The sequence below is a fragment of the Kitasatospora sp. MAP12-44 genome (genome assembly GCF_029892095.1).
Lineage (GTDB): Bacteria > Actinomycetota > Actinomycetes > Streptomycetales > Streptomycetaceae > Kitasatospora.
In genome coordinates this window covers 2,164,955-2,181,098 of record NZ_JARZAE010000004.1, presented here as the reverse complement: position 1 = coordinate 2,181,098, position 16,144 = coordinate 2,164,955, and the positions used below count along the sequence as shown (strand labels likewise).

Below are 16,144 nucleotides of genomic sequence, written 5' to 3'. Positions count from 1 at the left end.
GTCCTAAGGGGCGAGGGTGGGTTCAGAGGAAGTAGAGGCGGCTGAGAGAGACGCTCTCGGCGGGCTCGGAGCGGATCGGCGAACCGTCCAGCGAGACCAGGCCGGTGGCTGCCTCGACCTTCACCTCGCCGGTGCGGGCGTTGCGCACCATGTCGCGCGGGCCGATGCCGCGGGTGTTGCGGACGCCCACGCGCCGTCGCCGGGTGGGGAGTTGGTCGGCCATCTGGTCCAAGTACGAGGCATCGGCCGCAGCTTGGGAGACGAAGGCGACCGAGATGTCGGCGGCCGTAGCGCCGTGGGCGCCGAACTGCGGGCCGAGGACCAGGGGTTCGCAGCGGTCGGTGGAGGCGTTGGGGTCGCCGGTGACGCCGTACGCGGGGAAGCCGGCCTTCAGGACCAGCTGCGGTTTGGCGCCGAAGTGGTCGGGGCGCCAGAGCACGATGTCGGCGAGTTTGCCGACCTCGATGGAGCCGACCTCGTGGGCGAGTCCGTGGGCGATGGCGGGGTTGATGGTGAGCTTGGCGATGTAGCGCAGCACTCGCTCGTTGTCGTCACCGCTCTCGATGGTGCCGTAGGAGCCGGTGCCGTCCAGGGGGCCGAGTTCGGCTTTCATCTTGCCGGCCATGGCGAAGGTGCGGCGGACGGTTTCGCCTGCTCGGCCCATGCCCTGGGCGTCGGAGGAGGTGATGCCGATCATGCCGAGGTCGTGCAGCACGCCTTCGGCGCCCATCGTGCCGGCCCGGATCCGGTCGCGGGCCATCGCCGCGTCGCCGGGCAGGTCGAGCTTGAGGTCGTGGGCGGAGACGATCATGCCGGAGGCCTCGGCGAGGGCGTCGCGGCCGAAGGGGAGGGTGGGGTTGGTGGAGGAGCCGATGACGTTGGCGACGCCGGCCATCTTGAGCACGTTGGGGACGTGTCCGCCGCCGCAGCCTTCGATGTGGAAGGCGTGGATGGTGCGGCCCTCCAGCACCGCGAGGGTGTCCTCGACTGACAGGCACTCGTTCAACCCGTCGGTGTGCAGGGCGACTTGGACGTCGTACTGCTCGGCCACCCGCAGCGCGGTGTCCAGGGCGCGGGTGTGGGCGCCCATGTCCTCGTGCACCTTGAAGCCGCTGGCGCCGCCTTCGGTGAGTGCTTCGATCAGGGGCGCGGGGTCGGAGGAGGAACCGCGACCGAGGAAGCCGATGTTGACGGGCCAGGCGTCGAAGGCGTTGAAGGCGTGGCGCAGTGCCCAGGGGGAGTTGACGCCGACGCCCCAGACGGGGCCGAATTCCTGGCCGATGATGGTGGTGACGCCGGCGGCCAGGGAGGCTTCCATGATGCGGGGGGAGAGCAGGTGGACGTGGGTGTCGATGGAGCCGGCGGTGGCGATCATGCCTTCGCCGGAGACGATGGTGGTGCCGGTGCCGACGACCACGTCGACGCCGGAGAGGGTGTCGGGGTTGCCAGCGCGGCCGATGGAGGCGATCCGGCCGTCGATCAGGCCGATCGAGGTCTTGCGGATGCCCTGGACCGCGTCGATGACCAGGACGTTGCTGATCACGACGTCGCAGGTGTCGCGGACGGCGGCGGCTTTGAGGGCCATGCCGTCGCGGGCGGTCTTGCCGAAGCCGGCGAGGAACTCGTCGCCGGGTGCCTGGGAGTCGGACTCGACGCGGACGATCAGGCCGGAGTCGCCCAGCCGCACCCGGTCGCCGGTGCGCGGACCGTGGACCGAGATGTAGTCGTGCGGGCTGATGGCGGTCATTCCGCGACCTCCGGGTTGTCGAAGCTGGTCAGGTAGCCGGTGGCGCGGGCCTTGGCGAGGGCGGCCTCGCGGGCGCCGGGTGCGTCGAGGGGGCCGTCGACCAGGCCGGCGAAGCCGATGGCGATGCGGTCGCCGCCGATCGGCACCAGGCCGACCTCGACCACCGCGCCGGGGTCGAAGCGCACCGAGGAGCCGGCCGGGACGGCCAGCCGGGTGCCGTAGGCCGCCGAACGGTCGAAGGCCAGCCGGGGGTTGGACTCGAAGAAGTGGAAGTGCGAGGTGACCGAGATCGGCACCGATGAGGTGTTGTGCACGGACAGCACCACCGTCTCCTCGGTCGGGTCGTAGCCCGCGCCGTCGCCGGGCAGCGCCGCGCCGGGGCCGCCGTCGCCCAGCGAACCGCCGCCCCGGAACGGGTCGTTGACCACCGCAAGGCGGGTGCCGTCGTCGAAGACCGCCTCCACCTGGATCACGGTCACCACATCCGCCACCCCCGGCAGCACATCCTCCGCGCTCAGCACGCTGCGCCCGGCCTCGATGGCCTCGGCCAGGCGGCGCCCGTCGCGGGCGGCCTCGCAGACGGTGTCCGCGATCAGCGCGGTGGCCTCGGGGACGTTGAGTCGAACGCCCCGGGCGCGGCGGGCGCGGGCCAGCTCGGCGGCTGTGAAGATCAGCAGCCGATCCCGTTCGGTGGGGGTGAGTCGCACGGTGCCTCGCTCGCGCTAGCCGGGGAGAGGGAGAGGGGGAGGGGGACGAGAGTTAGAACGGCGTTCAAACTTCTGCTGGCCATTGAACCTGGATCGGCTCCCGGTGTCCAGCCTTGCCCGGGTTGTGAAGTTCTGCGCGCTGGGGTGACCGGCGCGGGTGTCACTCGTTTGCCAGAACGAGCGGTAGGAGAACGACATGGTGAGCCGGCGTGCGGTGCTGGGGCGTGCGGTGCTGGGTGCGGGAGCGCTGGGGGTGCTGCCCGGGGCCCGGGCCGGTGACCTGCCGGCTGCGCGGGCGGCGGGCGTCGGGCGACCGGGCAGCGCCGCCGAGGCGCTGCGGCGGTTGCGCGACGGCAACGACAACTGGGTGGCCAATCGCGCCCGCCACCCCGACGCCTCGCTGCCGCGCCGCCAGGACCTGGCCGACGGGCAGGCCCCGTTCGCCGTGGTCTTCTCCTGCATCGACTCCCGCGTCCCGCCCGAGCTGGTCTTCGACCAGGGCCTCGGCGACCTGCTGGTGGTCCGCACCGCCGCGCACACGCTGGACCGGCTGGTCACCGGCAGCCTGGAGTACGGCCCGGCCGAGCTGGCCACCCCGCTGCTGGTGGTCCTCGGCCACCAGCGCTGCGGGGCGGTGACCGCCGCCGTCCGGGCCTTCGAGGCCGGTGAGCCGCTGCCGGGGCACCTCGCCGACGTGGCGCAGGACCTGCGCGCGCCGTACGAGGCGGTGGCGTCCGAGGTGGCGGCGTCCGAGGCCGCGCCGGGCGGGCTGGTGGAGGCCGTGGTCCGCGAGCAGACCCGGCAGGTGGTGGAGCAGCTGCGGGCCGACCGGCTGCTCGCGCCGCTGGTGGGGGAGGGGCGGCTGCTGGTGTGCGGGGCGTACTACTCGCTGGACACCGGGACGGTGGGTTTCGCCGGCTGAGGGATCGCCGGGCCCACCAGCCCCGCCGATTCCGCGGCACTGTTGCGGGTTCGGGCAAGCGGGTCCCACGATAGGGGGCAACGGCCAGCGCGCTGCGGGGGGACTGCGGGTGGCGGGCCGGCGGAGGGCGGGGGTCCGAATCTGATGGACAGTCAAGCACGCTTCCCTGAAGGTGCGTTCAGGATCGAGGGGGGACGCCGGCTGCATGCCGCGCTGGCGTCGGCTGAGCTCGGCCAGATCGCGCCGCTGCGCTGCCGGCTGCGGGCCGCGCTCGGCCGCTGGGGGGTCCCCGAACTGGCCGACACCGCTGAGCTGTTGCTCTCCGAGCTGGTCACCAACGCGCTGCTGCACACCTCTTACGGCGCGCGAATCGACGTGCTGTTGGACGTGCCGATCGACGGTGGGCGACGCCTGCGGGTGGAGATCGGCGACCACAGCGTGCAGCTGCCGCGACCGCGCGGGGCCGGCCAGGGCGCCGGGCCCGCCGAGGACGCGACCTCGGGTCGGGGGTTGCTGCTGGTCGAGGCGCTGGCCGATGCCTGGGGCGTCCAGCTGCGCGGTCACGGGAAGATCACCTGGTTCGAGCTCACCCTGCCGTAGCGGCGGCCAGAGCTCTCACCGCGGCCGCCGGGGACCGGGCGGCATTGCCGCTTTGCCGAACATTCGACAGGATAGTGAGAATGTGTGTCCGGACCTGGCGCCTCCCACCCGAGGATCGGTCCGAGGAAGCACACCCACCGACCGTTCGGGACCGGCAGGAGAGCCATGGCGACTGAGCCCGATCCCCAGGGGCCCACCACGGCCGCACCGCCCGCTCCGCCCGCGCAGGGCGCCCGCCGGCCAGGCCGGCGCGGCCCAGGCGTGCCGATGGGCCGGATCGGCGCCGCGGCGCCCGTCCCACCGGCCCAGGGCCTGCCCACCCGCAGCGGCGAGTCCACCCCCGACTGGCTCGAACCCGCGATGGCCGCCAACGGCATCGGCTCGTTCGACTGGGACATCCGCCGCGACCTGGTCGAGGGCGACCAGCGGGCCTGCACGATCCTGGGCCTGACCGGCGGCAGCGGCTTCGACCGCACCTCGGCCGGCTTCCTGGCGCTGCTGCACCCCGAGGACGCCCCGGTGGTGCGCCGCCGGATCGAACGCGCGGTGGCCGAGCTGGGCCAGTGCGGCGCCTACTACCGCACACTGCTGCCCGGCGGTGAGCTGCACGCGGTGCGGTTCCGCGGCCGGGTGCTGGCCGACGCCTTCGGGCGGCCGTCCCGGATGGTCGGCTTCGTCTGGGACGCCACCGCCGAACTGCACAAGCGCGCCGACGCGGGCCGGCAGGCCGCGCTGCGCGAGGAGCGCTCGCGCTTCATCAAGGAGGCCGCCCGGGCGCTCTCCGAGGCCGTCACCGTGCGTGACGTGGCCCGGGTCTTCACCGAGCTGCCGCTGCCCGGCCTGCCGCCGGACGGCCTGGTGCTGGCCTCGCTGGAGACCGGCCGGCTAAAGATCCTGGGCGCCAGCGGCTACCGCCAGGAGGACATGACCGGCTTCGACCGCTCCCCGATCAATCCGCACCACCCGGCCGCCGAGGCGATCCGCAACCGGGTCCCGGTCTTCCTGGCCAGCCGCGCCGAGTACCAGGAGCGCTACCCGCTGGCCTGGCCGCGGGCGGCCGAGACCGGCCGCGGCGCCTGGGTCTTCCTGCCGCTGGTCGCCAGCGGACGGGCCTCGGGCGTCTGCATGGTCAGCTTCGACGACTCGCGCTCGCTGGACGCCGACGAGCGCACGCTGCTCTCCACCCTGGGCGGCCTGGTCGCCCAGTCGCTGGCCAGGGCCCGACTGCACGACGCCGAGCACGAGCTGGCGGCCGGCCTGCAGCGGGTGATGCTGCCGCGCACCGTCCCGGCGGTGCCCGGGGTGAGCACCGCGGTGCGGTATCTGCCGGCCGGCTCGGGGCTGCAGATCGGCGGCGACTGGTACGACGTCGTCCCGCTGCCCGGCGGGCACGTCGGGCTGGTGATCGGCGACGTCCAGGGGCACGATGTGCACGCGGCCGGGATCATGGGCCAGCTGCGGATCGCGCTGCGCGCCTACGCGGCCGAGGGCCACCCGCCGGCCGCCGTGATGGCCCGGGCCTCGCGCTTCCTGGCCGACCTGGACACCGACCACTTCGCCACCTGCACCTACGCCGAGGTGAACGTCGACTACGGCGTGGTCTACGCGGTGCGGGCCGGTCACCTGGAGCCGGTGGTGCGCCGGGCCGACGGCAGCAGCACCGTGCAGACGGTGGTCGGCGGGCTACCGCTGGGCGTCTCGCCGGACCAGGAGTACCAGGTCACCCGGTTCAGCCTCGATCCCGGCGAGACCGTGGTGCTCTGCACGGACGGCCTGGTGGAGTCCCGCACGATGGACCTGGACACCGGCATGGCGCGGCTGTGCGACGCGGTCAGCGGGGAGCTCGCGCCGCGCCGCGCGGGCAGCCCCGACCCGTTGGAGGACCTGGCCGACACGATCGCCTCGCTGGCCGCCGACGCCTCGGAGCGCGAGGACGACATAGCGCTGCTGCTGCTGCGCTGGGACGGCCCGGAGGGCGGGTTGGCCGCCCAGCAGCTGCGCCGCCGGATCGGCCAGGCCGACCTGGCCCGGGTCTCCGAGCTGCGCGGCGAGCTGCGCGATGCGCTGCGCCGCTGGGGCGTGGCGGAGCTGATCGACACCGCCGAGCTGCTCGCCTCCGAGCTGGTCACCAATGCGATCCGGCACACCGACCGGGACGCGATGTTCACCGCGCGGCTCTACCGCGAGGACGGCCGCGAGCCCCGGCTGCGGATCGAGGTGGAGGACGAGTCGGACCTCTGGCCGCAGCGCCGCACCCCGGGCGAGCAGGCGTCCTCCGGCCGCGGGCTGATGCTGGTCGAGGCGCTGGCCGACGCCTGGGGCGTGGAGCCGCGCGGGTCCGGCAAGCGGATGTGGTTCGAGCTGACGGCCGAGGTCTGAGCGGAGTGCAGGGGTGGGCCGACCCCCCTGCACTGCGGCTCAGCTGAACTGGTTCTCCAGGTCCTTGAGCTTCTGCTCCAGGGAGTCAAGCCTGGGCAGCGTCATGGTCGTGTCGTCGGTGGTCAGGTCGATCGCCCGCGGCGCGGTCCGGGCGGGCAGCCCGGGCGGCGCCGCGGACTCGGCGAGCGGACCGGGGGGTATCGCGGGCTCCGCACTGCCCGGCTCCAGCTGACGGCCGGTTGCGGCGGCCGCCCGCGACCGGCCCCAACCGCCGTGCTGGCGGCTGATCGCCCGGATCTCGGCCCGCTCGCGCCGGCTGGCCAGCCGCTGGCGTTCGCGGGTGGCCACCGCCTCGCGCTTGGTGTCGCGCACCTCCTCGACCGCCTCGTCCAGGCTGCGGACGCCTTCGAGCAGCATCAGCGACCAGGCCGCGTACGTCTCGACCGGTGCGCGCAGCCAGCGGACGATCCGGATCTGCGGCAGCGGCCTGGCGACCAGGCCCTGTTCGCGCAGGGCCGCCCGGCGGGTCTGCTTGAGCGCCCGGTCGAACAGGACGGCGGCCGAGAGCGACATCCCCGCGAAGAACTGCGGGGAGCCGGCGTGCCCGAACCCCCTTGGTGCGTGGACCCAGTTGAACCACGCGGAGGCCCCGGCGAAGACCCAGACCAGCAGCCGTGAGCCGAGCGCGGCGTCACCGTGGCTGGCCTCCCGGACGGCCAGCACCGAGCAGAACATCGCCGCGCCGTCCAGCCCGAACGGGACCAGGTACTCCCAGCCGCCGGAGAGGCCGAGGTTCTGCACCCCGAAGCCGACCAGGCCGTGGAAGGAGAGCGCGGCGGCGACGGCGGCGCAGCAGAACAGCAGCAGGTAGGAGGCCGCGCCGTAGAGCGACTCGGTACGGCGCCGGCGCTCCTCGGTCCGCTCCCAGGAGTCCGCGCCGCGGGCGGTGGCCGCCCCCCGGGTGCGCAGGAAGGTCACCAGGACGGCGAGCAGGACGAGCGCGACAACGCCCGCGATGGCCCAGCCCAGCGGTATGTCCGACAGTCTCATGTCCCGAACCAGCCTCGCTCTCCGTAGTCGTGATGACGGTGGCCACCATGGGCGTCCATCATGGCTGACTCAGGACGGGCGTATGACTGCTTTGGCGTCAAATACCGCGAGTAGGTGGGTATCTGACGTCCTGTCACGCTGATGGTGTTATCGTCCTACCGCCCTGGGTTCGGAACCGACGGGACGCCGGGGCGGGCGCTCGGCGGAGCGCCGCGTGGCGCACCGGGCGGGCCGCCGGTCGGCGCCGCCTCGCCGAGCCGGCCGACCAGCCAGACCGGCACACCGCCCAGCGCCTGCACCAGCCGCCCCGCCTCGGCCCGCAGCCGCGCCGCCTCCTCGGGTTCGGAGACCTCGGCCAGCGCGGCCAGGGCCGGCGCCACCCCCACCGTGAACCCCAGCTCCTCCCGCAGCCGCAGCGAGTGGTCGAAGCCCTCCCTGGCCCGCACCCGGTCCCCGCCGGCCAGCGCCAGTGCGGCCAGGTGCCGCCAGGTGTAGGACGAGAGCAGGGTGTCGCCGCAGGCCAACGCGCCCTCGTGGGACCGGCGGTAGGCGATCCAGGCGGCCGTCTGGTCGCGCAGCAGGTTCTCCGCGACCAGCCCGCGGCGGAAGTCCAGCAGTGGTCGCCCGGCGGCCTGCGGTGGGAGCAGGGCGGAGGTCCGGCCGAGCGCGGCCTGCGCCTCGTCCAGCCGGTCGCGCGGGCCGAGCACACTGCCCAGATAGGCCAGGAAGCCCCGGGCGCAGGAGGCCCCCGCGCGCTGCTCGGTGCTGGTCACGCCGGCCTCGGCCAGTCGCAGCGCGGTCTCCGCGGCCTCCCAGTGGTCGGCGGTGAACAGGCATTGCTCGATGAGGAGTTCGGCCCGGCAGAGGGCGGCCCGAGGGTTGTGCTCGGCGGCGGGTAAGAGCAGTTCGGCGGCCTCCTGCCAGCAGGCGCGCGAGCGCAGCCGCCAGACCGTCCCGCTGGTGATCTCGTCGAAGTGGCCGACGGTGCCCGGATGCAACCCCCCACCGTGTGGCGGCACGCCCGGTGGGCCGCCGCGCCCGCGGTCGGCGCTCCCCCGCCGGCCCGGTTTCCCCCCGCTCAGCGGGGCCGTTCCGTGCTCCGACAACGCCACCTCCTTGTGTGCGATGCCCAGCGGCCATGGCTGCCGTGGCCGCAATTCAACACGGGGGCGAGCTTGTGCACCAGATCACGAGCGTGACGTATTTCTGCTCCGCGCAGGCCGGAGTGAGCTGAGGTGGAGGAGGGAGTGACGGGGGATTCAGCAGGTTCGGGAGGGGTTGGCGGGTCGGAGCGGTCGGGAGAGTCGGGAGGGTCAGGAGGTCCAGCCGGTTTCCAGCAGGGCCTCCGCGGCGCCGTTGGCCGGCTGGGGCAGACCGGACTGATCCAGCGTGAAGAGGGCCACCAGCAACTGCTCACCGCGGACGGTGGCCTGATGGGAGTAGCCCGCCATGGTGAACATCGCCGCGGCCATCTCCTCGGCGTGCAGCGTCTGCAGCCACAGGCACTCGACGACCCGGACGTCGGCCGGCTCGGACCAGGTGTCCACCTGGGCCACCAGCCGGTCGCCCAGCAGGGTCACCGCCTCGCGCTCCTCGGCCTCGGAGAGCTCCAACTCCTCGAAGCCCAGCCACTCCAGGTAGCGGGCCGTGGTGAGCACCGCGTCCTGCGAGGTGTGCAGCGGCTGCGGGCGGAACGGCGGGCGGTTCTGCCGGCGACCGCCCTGCGGGGTGGCACGGTCGGCCCCGGGGTGCGGCGGTCGGGCGGCGGGCGGCTCGGCCGCGTACAGCGGGGCGGGCGAGCCGACATGCGGGCGCGTGCCGTACGGGCGCGCCCCCTGCGGCCCGGAGGTGCCGGTGCGCGGCGCGCGATCCACGGGCAGCCGCACCGTCGCCCCGCAGTTGCAGGTGAACTCCGGCTGCGGCCACTGGTCGGACCGGCCGCAGTGCGGGCAGCGCATGCTCAGCCAGGAGTCCTCCCAGGAGCGGAACCGGACCTGGACGGGCACCCCGCCGCGCAGCAGCGGCACCTTCAGCGAGGCGCCGCAGGGGCAGGGGAGGGCCGGCGGCTCGTACAGGTGCTCGCGGCGGCAGGCGGGGCAGCGGATCGGGCGGTTGGCACCGACCGCCCCCGGCCCCTCCGTTCCGGGCTCGGATTCGTACGGCCCACGGCCGGTGAAGTCGTCGGGCAGCGGGTGTCCGGACAAGGCGCGCACCGTCCGTTCGGTGGAGAGCGGGTCGTCTCCCATGCTCCCCGATCGGGGCACCCGATGGCGGCGATTGCACGAATGATCAGGGGTTTCTCAGGGGCAGCGCCCTTTTGGGCAGACCTCTGGCGGATCGTCAACCCGCCGACCAGCGGTCGAGATCGGCCGGGGTGTCGAGATCGTCGGGCACCGCGACATCGGCGCACTCGACCAGCCGCAGCCGGTCCTGGTGGGCGGCCAGCAGAGCCCGCGCACCCGCGTCGCCGCGCGCGCCGGCGGCCGCCTCGGCGAAGTACTCGGCGCCGATCAGCACCGGGTGCCCGCGCTTGCCGTCGTACCCGGCGGCGGCCAGCGCGGCCCCCTCGCGATGGGCGGCCAGCAGGCGCGCGACGGCGGCCGGGGTGACGCCCGGGGTGTCCACCAGCGAGACCAGCACCGCCGAGCAGCCGGCCGGCAGCGCGGCCAGCCCGGCCCGCAGCGAACCGCCCATGCCCTCCGCCCAGTCGGGGTTGGCGACCGTGGTGCAGCCGGCCAACTCGGCGGTGGCCAGCACCTGTTCGCGGGCGGCGCCGAGCACCACGAGCAGCGGCCCGCAGCCGCCCTCGCGCAGCACGTCCACGGCGTGCTCGACCAGCGGACGGCCGCGGAACGGCAGCAGCGCCTTCGGCCGACCGCCCAGTCGGCGTCCACCGCCCGCCGCCAGCACGAGTCCGGCGACGGCAGCGGCAGCGGCAGCGGCAGCGGGAGCGGGTGAGGGCAGGGGCGAGGGCGAGGGCGAGGGCGAGGGGTCGGCCATGGCAGCATTCTGCCGCTCACAAGCCGCCGACCGGCTTGGATGAATCCACAACGGTGGTGCGCCGACCTTGGAAGGAGCCCGGGCCTTCCGCCGCTGGATCTTCCCGCCGGATCGGCTTCTACTGGCAGTTATGCACAGCGCACCTGCCCCGTTGGTCGACCGCTTCGGCCGGGTCCACACCGATCTGCGGATCTCCCTGACCGACCGCTGCAACCTGCGGTGCACCTACTGCATGCCCGCCGAGGGCCTGAACTGGCTCCCCAAGGCCGAGGTGCTCACCGACGACGAGATCGTCCGGCTGGCCGGGATCGCGGTGCGCGACCTCGGCATCGCCTCGGTCCGCCTGACCGGTGGCGAGCCGCTGCTGCGCCGCGGACTGCCGGAGCTGGTGGCCCGGCTCACCGCGCTCGGCGTGGAGCTCTCACTGACCACCAACGGCATCGGCCTGGCCCGCACCGCGGCTGCTCTCAAGGCGGCCGGGCTGCACCGGGTGAACGTCAGCCTCGACACGCTGCGCCCCGAGCGCTACCGCGAGATCACCCGTCGTGACCGGATCCGGGACGTCTTCGAGGGCCTGGCCGCCGCCCGGGCCGCCGGCCTGGCGCCGGTCAAGATCAACGCCGTCCCGGTGCGCGGGGTCAACGACGACGAGATCCTCGACCTGGTCGAGTTCGCGGCCGACCACGGCTACCGGATGCGCTTCATCGAGTCGATGCCACTGGACGCCCAAGGGGCCTGGGACCGCGGCAAGATGATCTCCGCGGATGAGCTGCTGGCGATCCTCGCCACCCGCTGGGAGCTCGTCCCGGTCGATCGCGCGCCCGCCGCCGAGGACGCCCAGCGCCCGGCCCGCCGGGGCACGCCGCCCGCCGAGGAGTGGCGGATCGCCGGCACCGACACCGTGGTCGGCGTGATCGCCTCGGTCACCCGTCCGTTCTGCGGCGGCTGCGACCGGGTCCGCCTCACCGCCGACGGCCAGCTGCGCAACTGCCTGTTCGCCACCGAGGAGTCGGACCTGCGCGCCCTGCTGCGCGGCGGCGCCGACGACCACGCCGTCGAACAGGCCTGGCGCAACACCATCGCCCGCAAGGGCCCGGGCCATGACATCAACTCGGCCGCCTTCAAGCAGCCCGACCGCCCGATGTCCGCCATCGGCGGCTGACACGGTAGTCAGGCGGTCTGCGGGACCACCAGCTGCTGGCCGAGCCAGGCCAGCGCCGGGGGGATCTCGCGGTTCCAGGTGTGGAAGTTGTGGCCGCCGCTGTCCAGGGTGATGGTGGCGAGCTTGGTGGGGGCCTTGAAGGCGGCCACCATGGCCTGGGTGGCCTTGTAGTTGTCCTCGTTGTAGCTGGTGGCGAGCAGCAGCGAGACCGCCGGGGCGGGCTCGTTGTGCAGGCGCCAGAGCAGGTCGTTCTGCTGCTTGAGCTCGGCGCTGCCGCCGTACAGGTCGCCGGTGGTCGGGTCGTTGGAGACCGCGTAGTCGGCGGAGAGCGCCACCGCCGCGCCGTAGGCGTCCGGCTTGCGCAGCGCGAACTTCAGCGCGCAGTAGCCGCCGGTGGAGTCGCCCATGACCGCGTGGGCCGAGGCCTGCGGCGCGATCCGGTAGCCGGCGGTCATCGCCTTCGGGAGGTCGTCGGTGAAGAAGGTCTCCACCTGCGGGCCGTGCGGGACGTCCATGCACTCGGTGTCCCGGCTGGCGCTGGCGTCCGGCGAGGGGCGCATCATCACCAGGATGGTCGGCTGCAGCTGCTTGGAGTCGATCGCGGCCAGCGTGCTGTTCGGCCACTTCATCAGGGTGATCAGCTTCTCGGCGGTGCCCGGGTAGCCGGAGAGCACCAGCGCCATCGGGAACTGGTGCTTGGCGTAGCTCGGCTGGAAGTACTGCGGGGGCAGGTAGACGAACGCCGAGTTGCTCAGACCGGAGTGCGCGCCGGTCACCGTGACCTGCTGGATCAGCCCCGAGCGGTCCTGGGCGGAGCCCTGCGAGGAGTAGACCTTCTGCTCGCCGGTGACGGAGATGGCGTTGCTCGGGGTGTGCTGCACCACGGTGCCCGGGCCGCCGGCCGTGCCGAGCAGGTCGGTCCAGGTGCTGTAGAAGCCGAAGTAGGAGTTGGCGATCAGCCCCATCGCGACGATCACCATCAGCTGGGTGGCGAAGAACGCGCCGATCCGGCCGAGCAGCGCCTTCCACGACCGCCTGCCAAGCCGGGGCCACAGCCACATGGTGGCCACGAAGGCGGCGACGGCCAGCAGGCTGGCCACGATCTGGATCGGAAGTCCGGTCAGCGCGAGCATTGGCCGATCCTAAGCGACGCGGGTACGTCCGTTCGGATCACCCCTGGGTTTGTGCGCGCCCGGGCTCAGCCGGTGGTGCGCGGCAGGCGGTGGCGCCAGTCGCGCTCGAAGACCACCGCGCCGCCCTCCCAGGCCACCAGTCGGCTGGTGGCGGTGAAGTGGGCCGCGTCGCAGCTCAGTTCGGCGCTGCTGCGGACGGTGATGTCCCAGCCCTGGTCGGGGCGCTGCAGGCGGACCGTACGGTCGGCGCGGGCGACGGCGGTGAGCGGGTCGTCCTGCTGGATCCGGTAGGTCTCCAGCGCCTGCCCGCTGCGGACCAGGCCGTCGGGGTGGGTCAGCGGTCCCTCGGGGTCCGGGTCGACCTCCAGGCGCCACTCGCCGGCCGCGACGTCGCGCACCACCAGGCGCTCGGGCCTGGCCGGATCCCGCTCGGCGGTGTGCCAGGCCGGGCCGGCGGCCTGCTCGGGCTCCTCGAAGGTGATCGCCGGGCGGCCGGAGGCGGCGGCGAGGTGGCGCACCGGCAGGGCCAGCGTGCTGTGCCCGGGGTCCACGGCGAACCCGGTGGCCTCGGGCGGCGGCCAGATCCACGGCCAGTAGCAGGACGAGAGCGCCAGGCGCAGCCGGTGCCCGGGCGCGAAGGCGTGCGCGGTCGCGGCCAGTTCGCACTCCACCGCCTCGACCCCGCCGGGCTCCCAGGGCGTCACCCGGTCCAGGCCGCGGCGGGCGCCGAGGTTGAGCACCCCGCGGGTGACCAGGGTGGACGAGCCGTCGGGCGCGACGTCGCAGAGCCGGGCGACCAGCCGGCCGTGCGGCGCGTCGCAGCGCAGGCGCAGCCGTACGGCGGCCCGGCCGAGCACCTCGATCCGCTCGGGCAGTGGGGCGGTGTCGAAGCAGACCGAGCGGCCGTCCTCCTCGCGCTGGTCGGGCGGCAGGTCGCCGGCGCCGCCGATCGGGCAGAGCCGGCCGGCGTCGATCCCGGTGTGCTGCGGGGAGCGGACCTCGACGTAGTGCTCGCCGGCGGGGGCGGCGGGCGTGGCGGGGGCGGCAGGGGCGGCGGCCGTGCGCAGGGCGTCGGCCAGGCCGTAGTGGATCTGCCGGACGTCGTCCGAGGGCCAGCGGTCCTCGCCGATCCACCGGCCGGGGCGGTTGGCGTAGGCGGTGGCGGGCGGCACCGAGCTGTTCATCCAGCAGCGCAGCGCGGGCTCGCGCAGGACGCCGGTGTCCACGTCCTTCAACCAGTGGTCCCACCAGCGCAGGCTCTCCTGCAGGAAGCCGATCGCCGGGCCCGGCGTCCGGTCGGCGTCCGGGTACTGCCGGGGCCAGGGCCCGAGCACGCCGCGGACCGGCGCCGCCAGGTGCTCGACCAGACGCAGCACGGTGTCGCGGGCGGGGTCGGTCCAGCCCGCGACGGCCAGGACGGCGGCGCGGATCGTGCCGTAGTCCTCGCGGAGGCTGCCGTGCTGCCAGGTGGCGTCCCGGGTGGGGTGGGCCAGCCAGTCGGCCAGCGGTGGCTCGACGGCGGCCAGGCGCTCCAGCCAGCCCGCGCGCCAGGCGTCGCCGACGTACTTCGGGTCCGGCGGGTGGGCGGCGGCGGCCAGCAGGGCGGCCGAGCGGGCGGCCAGCGCGGGCGCCAGCGGTGCGCCGCCGAGGTAGGGGCCGTCGGCCTCGTAGCGGTCGTCGCCGGCGCCGGCGGTGACCAGCGCCTTGAGCGGCTCGGGGGCCAGGGCGGCGATCCGCAGGGCCAGTGAGCCGCCGGGGCCGAGGCCGAACATGCCCACCCGGCCGGTGCACCAGGGTTGTGCGGCAAGCCAGTTGAGCACCGCGACGCCGTCGGCGAGCGCTCCGTCACCGGACATGGCCTCGTTGGGCAGGCCGGGGGAGTTGCCGTGGCCGCGGGCGTCGACCCGCACGCTCGCATAGCCGTGCCCGGCGTACCAGGGGTGGCGCTGGGCGTCGCGCGGCGCCGTCCGGTCGGTGAGGCGGTCGGGCAGGTACTCGAGCAGCGCGGGGACGGGCGCGTCGGTGACGGGGTGCCAGATCCGGGCTGCCAACTCGACACCGGAGGCGAGCGGGATCCGGACGTCCTCGCGGGTGGTGCGGTACGGGTACGAGGTCGGGTGCTGCACGCGGGGCCTCCGAGGGGCGGGGGATGCACTCCTGCGGTCCGGACAATAGTGGACATTTCGGAGCTGTGCTGATCCCACTATCTGCACATCATTTGCAGTTACTCAACCGAAGGGACAGGATGATCCGGTTCCGCACGCCCGCACGCCCCGAGAAGAGGTCGCCGCCGATGAGCAGCGCGCCGTCCACAGCCACCGCACCGACCCGGTGGACCGCCCGGCTCACCCGCGAGGAGTGGGTCCGGCTGGCCGGCATGGGCGCCTTCGTCCTGGCGCTGCACGTGGTCGGCTGGTTCACCCTGCTCGCGGTGATCGCACCCAAGCACTACGCGATGGGCGGTCAGGTCTTCGGCGCGGGCATGGGCCTGACCGCCTACACGCTCGGCATGCGGCACGCCTTCGACGCCGACCACATCGCCGCCATCGACAACACCACCCGCAAGCTGATGGGCCAGGGCAAGCGCCCGCTCTCGGTGGGCTTCTGGTTCTCGCTCGGCCACTCGTCCATCGTCTTCGGGCTCTGCGCGCTGCTGGCCTTCGGCATCCGCTCGCTGGCCGGCGCGGTCGAGTCGGACGACTCCTCGCTGCACCGCACCACCAGCCTGGTCGGCACCTCGGTCTCCGGTGTCTTCCTGCTGCTGATCGGCCTGGTCAACCTGGCCGCCTTCAACGGCATCCTGCGGGTCTTCCGCAAGATGCGGCTCGGCGACTTCGACGAGGCCGAGTTGGAGCGCCAGCTCGACAAGCGCGGCTTCCTCAACCGGATCCTGGGCCGGGTCACCCGGGCGGTCACCAAGTCCTGGCACATGTACCCGGTCGGCCTGCTCTTCGGCCTCGGCTTCGACACCGCGACCGAGGTCTCGCTGCTGGTACTGGCCGGCGGCGCCGCGGCCTTCTCGCTGCCCTGGTACGCGCTGCTGGTGCTGCCCGTGCTGTTCGCGGCCGGTATGAGCCTGCTGGACACCATCGACGGCTCGTTCATGAACTTCGCCTACGAGTGGGCCTTCTCCAAGCCGGTCCGCAAGATCTACTACAACCTCACGGTGACCGGCCTGTCGGTGCTGGTCGCGCTGGTGATCGGGCTGATCGAGCTGGTCGGGCTGCTGGGCGAGCAGTTCGACATCACCTCGGGCCCGATCGGCTGGATCGGCGCGCTGGACCTCAACCTGGTCGGCTACGCGATCGTCGGCCTCTTCGTGCTGACCTGGCTGGGCGCGCTGGCGTTCTGGAAGTTCGGCAAGGTCGAGCAGAAGTGGTCGGCGGGCCTGCTGCTGCGCGAGCACCGGCCGGAGCTCGTGGAGGCCGAGGCGGAGTAGGCGGC

At 73.7% G+C, this 16,144-nt stretch carries 13 protein-coding genes; 5 read left to right on the top strand and 8 right to left on the bottom strand.

The annotated features are described in order from the left end of the window. Nucleotides 1-22 precede the first annotated feature (22 nt). Together P3T34_RS10280 and P3T34_RS10275 are read right to left on the bottom strand one after the other, a co-directional pair. Nucleotides 23-1,747, bottom strand: a complete 1,725-nt coding sequence (locus P3T34_RS10280) for an urease subunit alpha (protein ID WP_280665712.1) — start codon at nucleotides 1,745-1,747, stop codon at nucleotides 23-25. Continuing rightward, nucleotides 1,744-2,454, bottom strand: a complete 711-nt coding sequence (locus tag P3T34_RS10275; RefSeq protein WP_280665711.1) for an urease subunit gamma — start codon at nucleotides 2,452-2,454, stop codon at nucleotides 1,744-1,746. Before P3T34_RS10275 ends, P3T34_RS10280 begins: the two co-directional genes overlap by 4 nt. A 196-nt stretch (nucleotides 2,455-2,650) precedes the next feature. On the opposite strand from P3T34_RS10275, the gene P3T34_RS10270 reads away from it, so the two are divergent. The 3 genes from P3T34_RS10270 (at nucleotide 2,651) to P3T34_RS10260 (ending at nucleotide 6,355) form a co-directional block, all read left to right on the top strand. Continuing rightward, nucleotides 2,651-3,376 (top strand): carbonic anhydrase, encoded by a 726-nt coding sequence (locus tag P3T34_RS10270; protein ID WP_280665710.1) that lies wholly within the window; start codon nucleotides 2,651-2,653, stop codon nucleotides 3,374-3,376. Nucleotides 3,377-3,520: 144 nt separating this feature from the next. Then, nucleotides 3,521-3,976 carry an ATP-binding protein gene (locus tag P3T34_RS10265; protein WP_280665709.1) on the top strand — a complete coding sequence of 152 codons (456 nt, stop codon included), beginning with the start codon at nucleotides 3,521-3,523 and terminating at the stop codon, nucleotides 3,974-3,976. A gap of 165 nt (nucleotides 3,977-4,141) precedes the next feature. Next, nucleotides 4,142-6,355: a SpoIIE family protein phosphatase gene (locus P3T34_RS10260; RefSeq protein ID WP_280665708.1), complete on the top strand. Its 2,214-nt coding sequence runs from the start codon at nucleotides 4,142-4,144 to the stop codon at nucleotides 6,353-6,355. A 39-nt stretch (nucleotides 6,356-6,394) separates the two neighbouring features. Here P3T34_RS10260 and P3T34_RS10255 read toward each other — a convergent pair whose 3' ends face one another. The 4 genes from P3T34_RS10255 to P3T34_RS10240 form a co-directional block, all read right to left on the bottom strand. Continuing rightward, nucleotides 6,395-7,405 (bottom strand): DUF2637 domain-containing protein, encoded by a 1,011-nt coding sequence (locus P3T34_RS10255; RefSeq protein ID WP_280665707.1) that lies wholly within the window; start codon nucleotides 7,403-7,405, stop codon nucleotides 6,395-6,397. A gap of 155 nt (nucleotides 7,406-7,560) precedes the next feature. Next, nucleotides 7,561-8,403 (bottom strand): hypothetical protein, encoded by an 843-nt coding sequence (locus P3T34_RS10250; RefSeq protein ID WP_280665706.1) that lies wholly within the window; start codon nucleotides 8,401-8,403, stop codon nucleotides 7,561-7,563. Nucleotides 8,404-8,718: 315 nt separating this feature from the next. Beyond that, the gene (locus P3T34_RS10245; protein ID WP_280665705.1) at nucleotides 8,719-9,651 is read right to left on the bottom strand and encodes a hypothetical protein; all 933 of its coding nucleotides are present in this window, start codon (nucleotides 9,649-9,651) and stop codon (nucleotides 8,719-8,721) included. 94 nt (nucleotides 9,652-9,745) lie between these two features. Then, nucleotides 9,746-10,405, bottom strand: coding sequence for a nucleotidyltransferase family protein (locus P3T34_RS10240; RefSeq protein WP_280665704.1), 660 nt, complete (start codon nucleotides 10,403-10,405; stop codon nucleotides 9,746-9,748). Nucleotides 10,406-10,535: 130 nt separating this feature from the next. Between P3T34_RS10240 and moaA the strand changes: the two genes are divergently transcribed. Beyond that, nucleotides 10,536-11,567, top strand: a complete 1,032-nt coding sequence (gene moaA, locus P3T34_RS10235) for a GTP 3',8-cyclase MoaA (protein WP_280665703.1) — start codon at nucleotides 10,536-10,538, stop codon at nucleotides 11,565-11,567. A gap of 8 nt (nucleotides 11,568-11,575) precedes the next feature. Here moaA and P3T34_RS10230 read toward each other — a convergent pair whose 3' ends face one another. Then, nucleotides 11,576-12,700, bottom strand: coding sequence for an alpha/beta hydrolase-fold protein (locus P3T34_RS10230; RefSeq protein ID WP_280665702.1), 1,125 nt, complete (start codon nucleotides 12,698-12,700; stop codon nucleotides 11,576-11,578). A 65-nt stretch (nucleotides 12,701-12,765) separates the two neighbouring features. Beyond that, nucleotides 12,766-14,826, bottom strand: coding sequence for a CocE/NonD family hydrolase (locus P3T34_RS10225; RefSeq protein WP_280665701.1), 2,061 nt, complete (start codon nucleotides 14,824-14,826; stop codon nucleotides 12,766-12,768). Between the two features lie 167 nt (nucleotides 14,827-14,993). Between P3T34_RS10225 and P3T34_RS10220 the strand changes: the two genes are divergently transcribed. After that, a complete protein-coding gene (locus P3T34_RS10220) occupies nucleotides 14,994-16,139 on the top strand; it encodes a HoxN/HupN/NixA family nickel/cobalt transporter (protein WP_280665700.1) in 1,146 nt (381 codons plus the stop codon). Nucleotides 16,140-16,144: the final 5 nt, after the last annotated feature.

Excerpts from the sequence above, each read along its gene's own strand:
- P3T34_RS10280 (WP_280665712.1), bottom strand. The coding sequence starts at position 1,747 with ATGACCGCCATCAGCCCGCACGACTACATCTCGGTCCACGGTCCGCGC.
- moaA (WP_280665703.1), top strand. The coding sequence starts at position 10,536 with ATGCACAGCGCACCTGCCCCGTTGGTCGACCGCTTCGGCCGGGTCCAC.
- P3T34_RS10230 (WP_280665702.1), bottom strand. The coding sequence starts at position 12,700 with ATGCTCGCGCTGACCGGACTTCCGATCCAGATCGTGGCCAGCCTGCTG.
- P3T34_RS10220 (WP_280665700.1), top strand. The coding sequence starts at position 14,994 with ATGAGCAGCGCGCCGTCCACAGCCACCGCACCGACCCGGTGGACCGCC.
- P3T34_RS10240 (WP_280665704.1), bottom strand. The coding sequence starts at position 10,405 with ATGGCCGACCCCTCGCCCTCGCCCTCGCCCTCGCCCCTGCCCTCACCC.
- P3T34_RS10260 (WP_280665708.1), top strand. The coding sequence starts at position 4,142 with ATGGCGACTGAGCCCGATCCCCAGGGGCCCACCACGGCCGCACCGCCC.
- P3T34_RS10270 (WP_280665710.1), top strand. The coding sequence starts at position 2,651 with ATGGTGAGCCGGCGTGCGGTGCTGGGGCGTGCGGTGCTGGGTGCGGGA.
- P3T34_RS10255 (WP_280665707.1), bottom strand. The coding sequence starts at position 7,405 with ATGAGACTGTCGGACATACCGCTGGGCTGGGCCATCGCGGGCGTTGTC.
- P3T34_RS10245 (WP_280665705.1), bottom strand. The coding sequence starts at position 9,651 with ATGGGAGACGACCCGCTCTCCACCGAACGGACGGTGCGCGCCTTGTCC.
- P3T34_RS10265 (WP_280665709.1), top strand. The coding sequence starts at position 3,521 with ATGGACAGTCAAGCACGCTTCCCTGAAGGTGCGTTCAGGATCGAGGGG.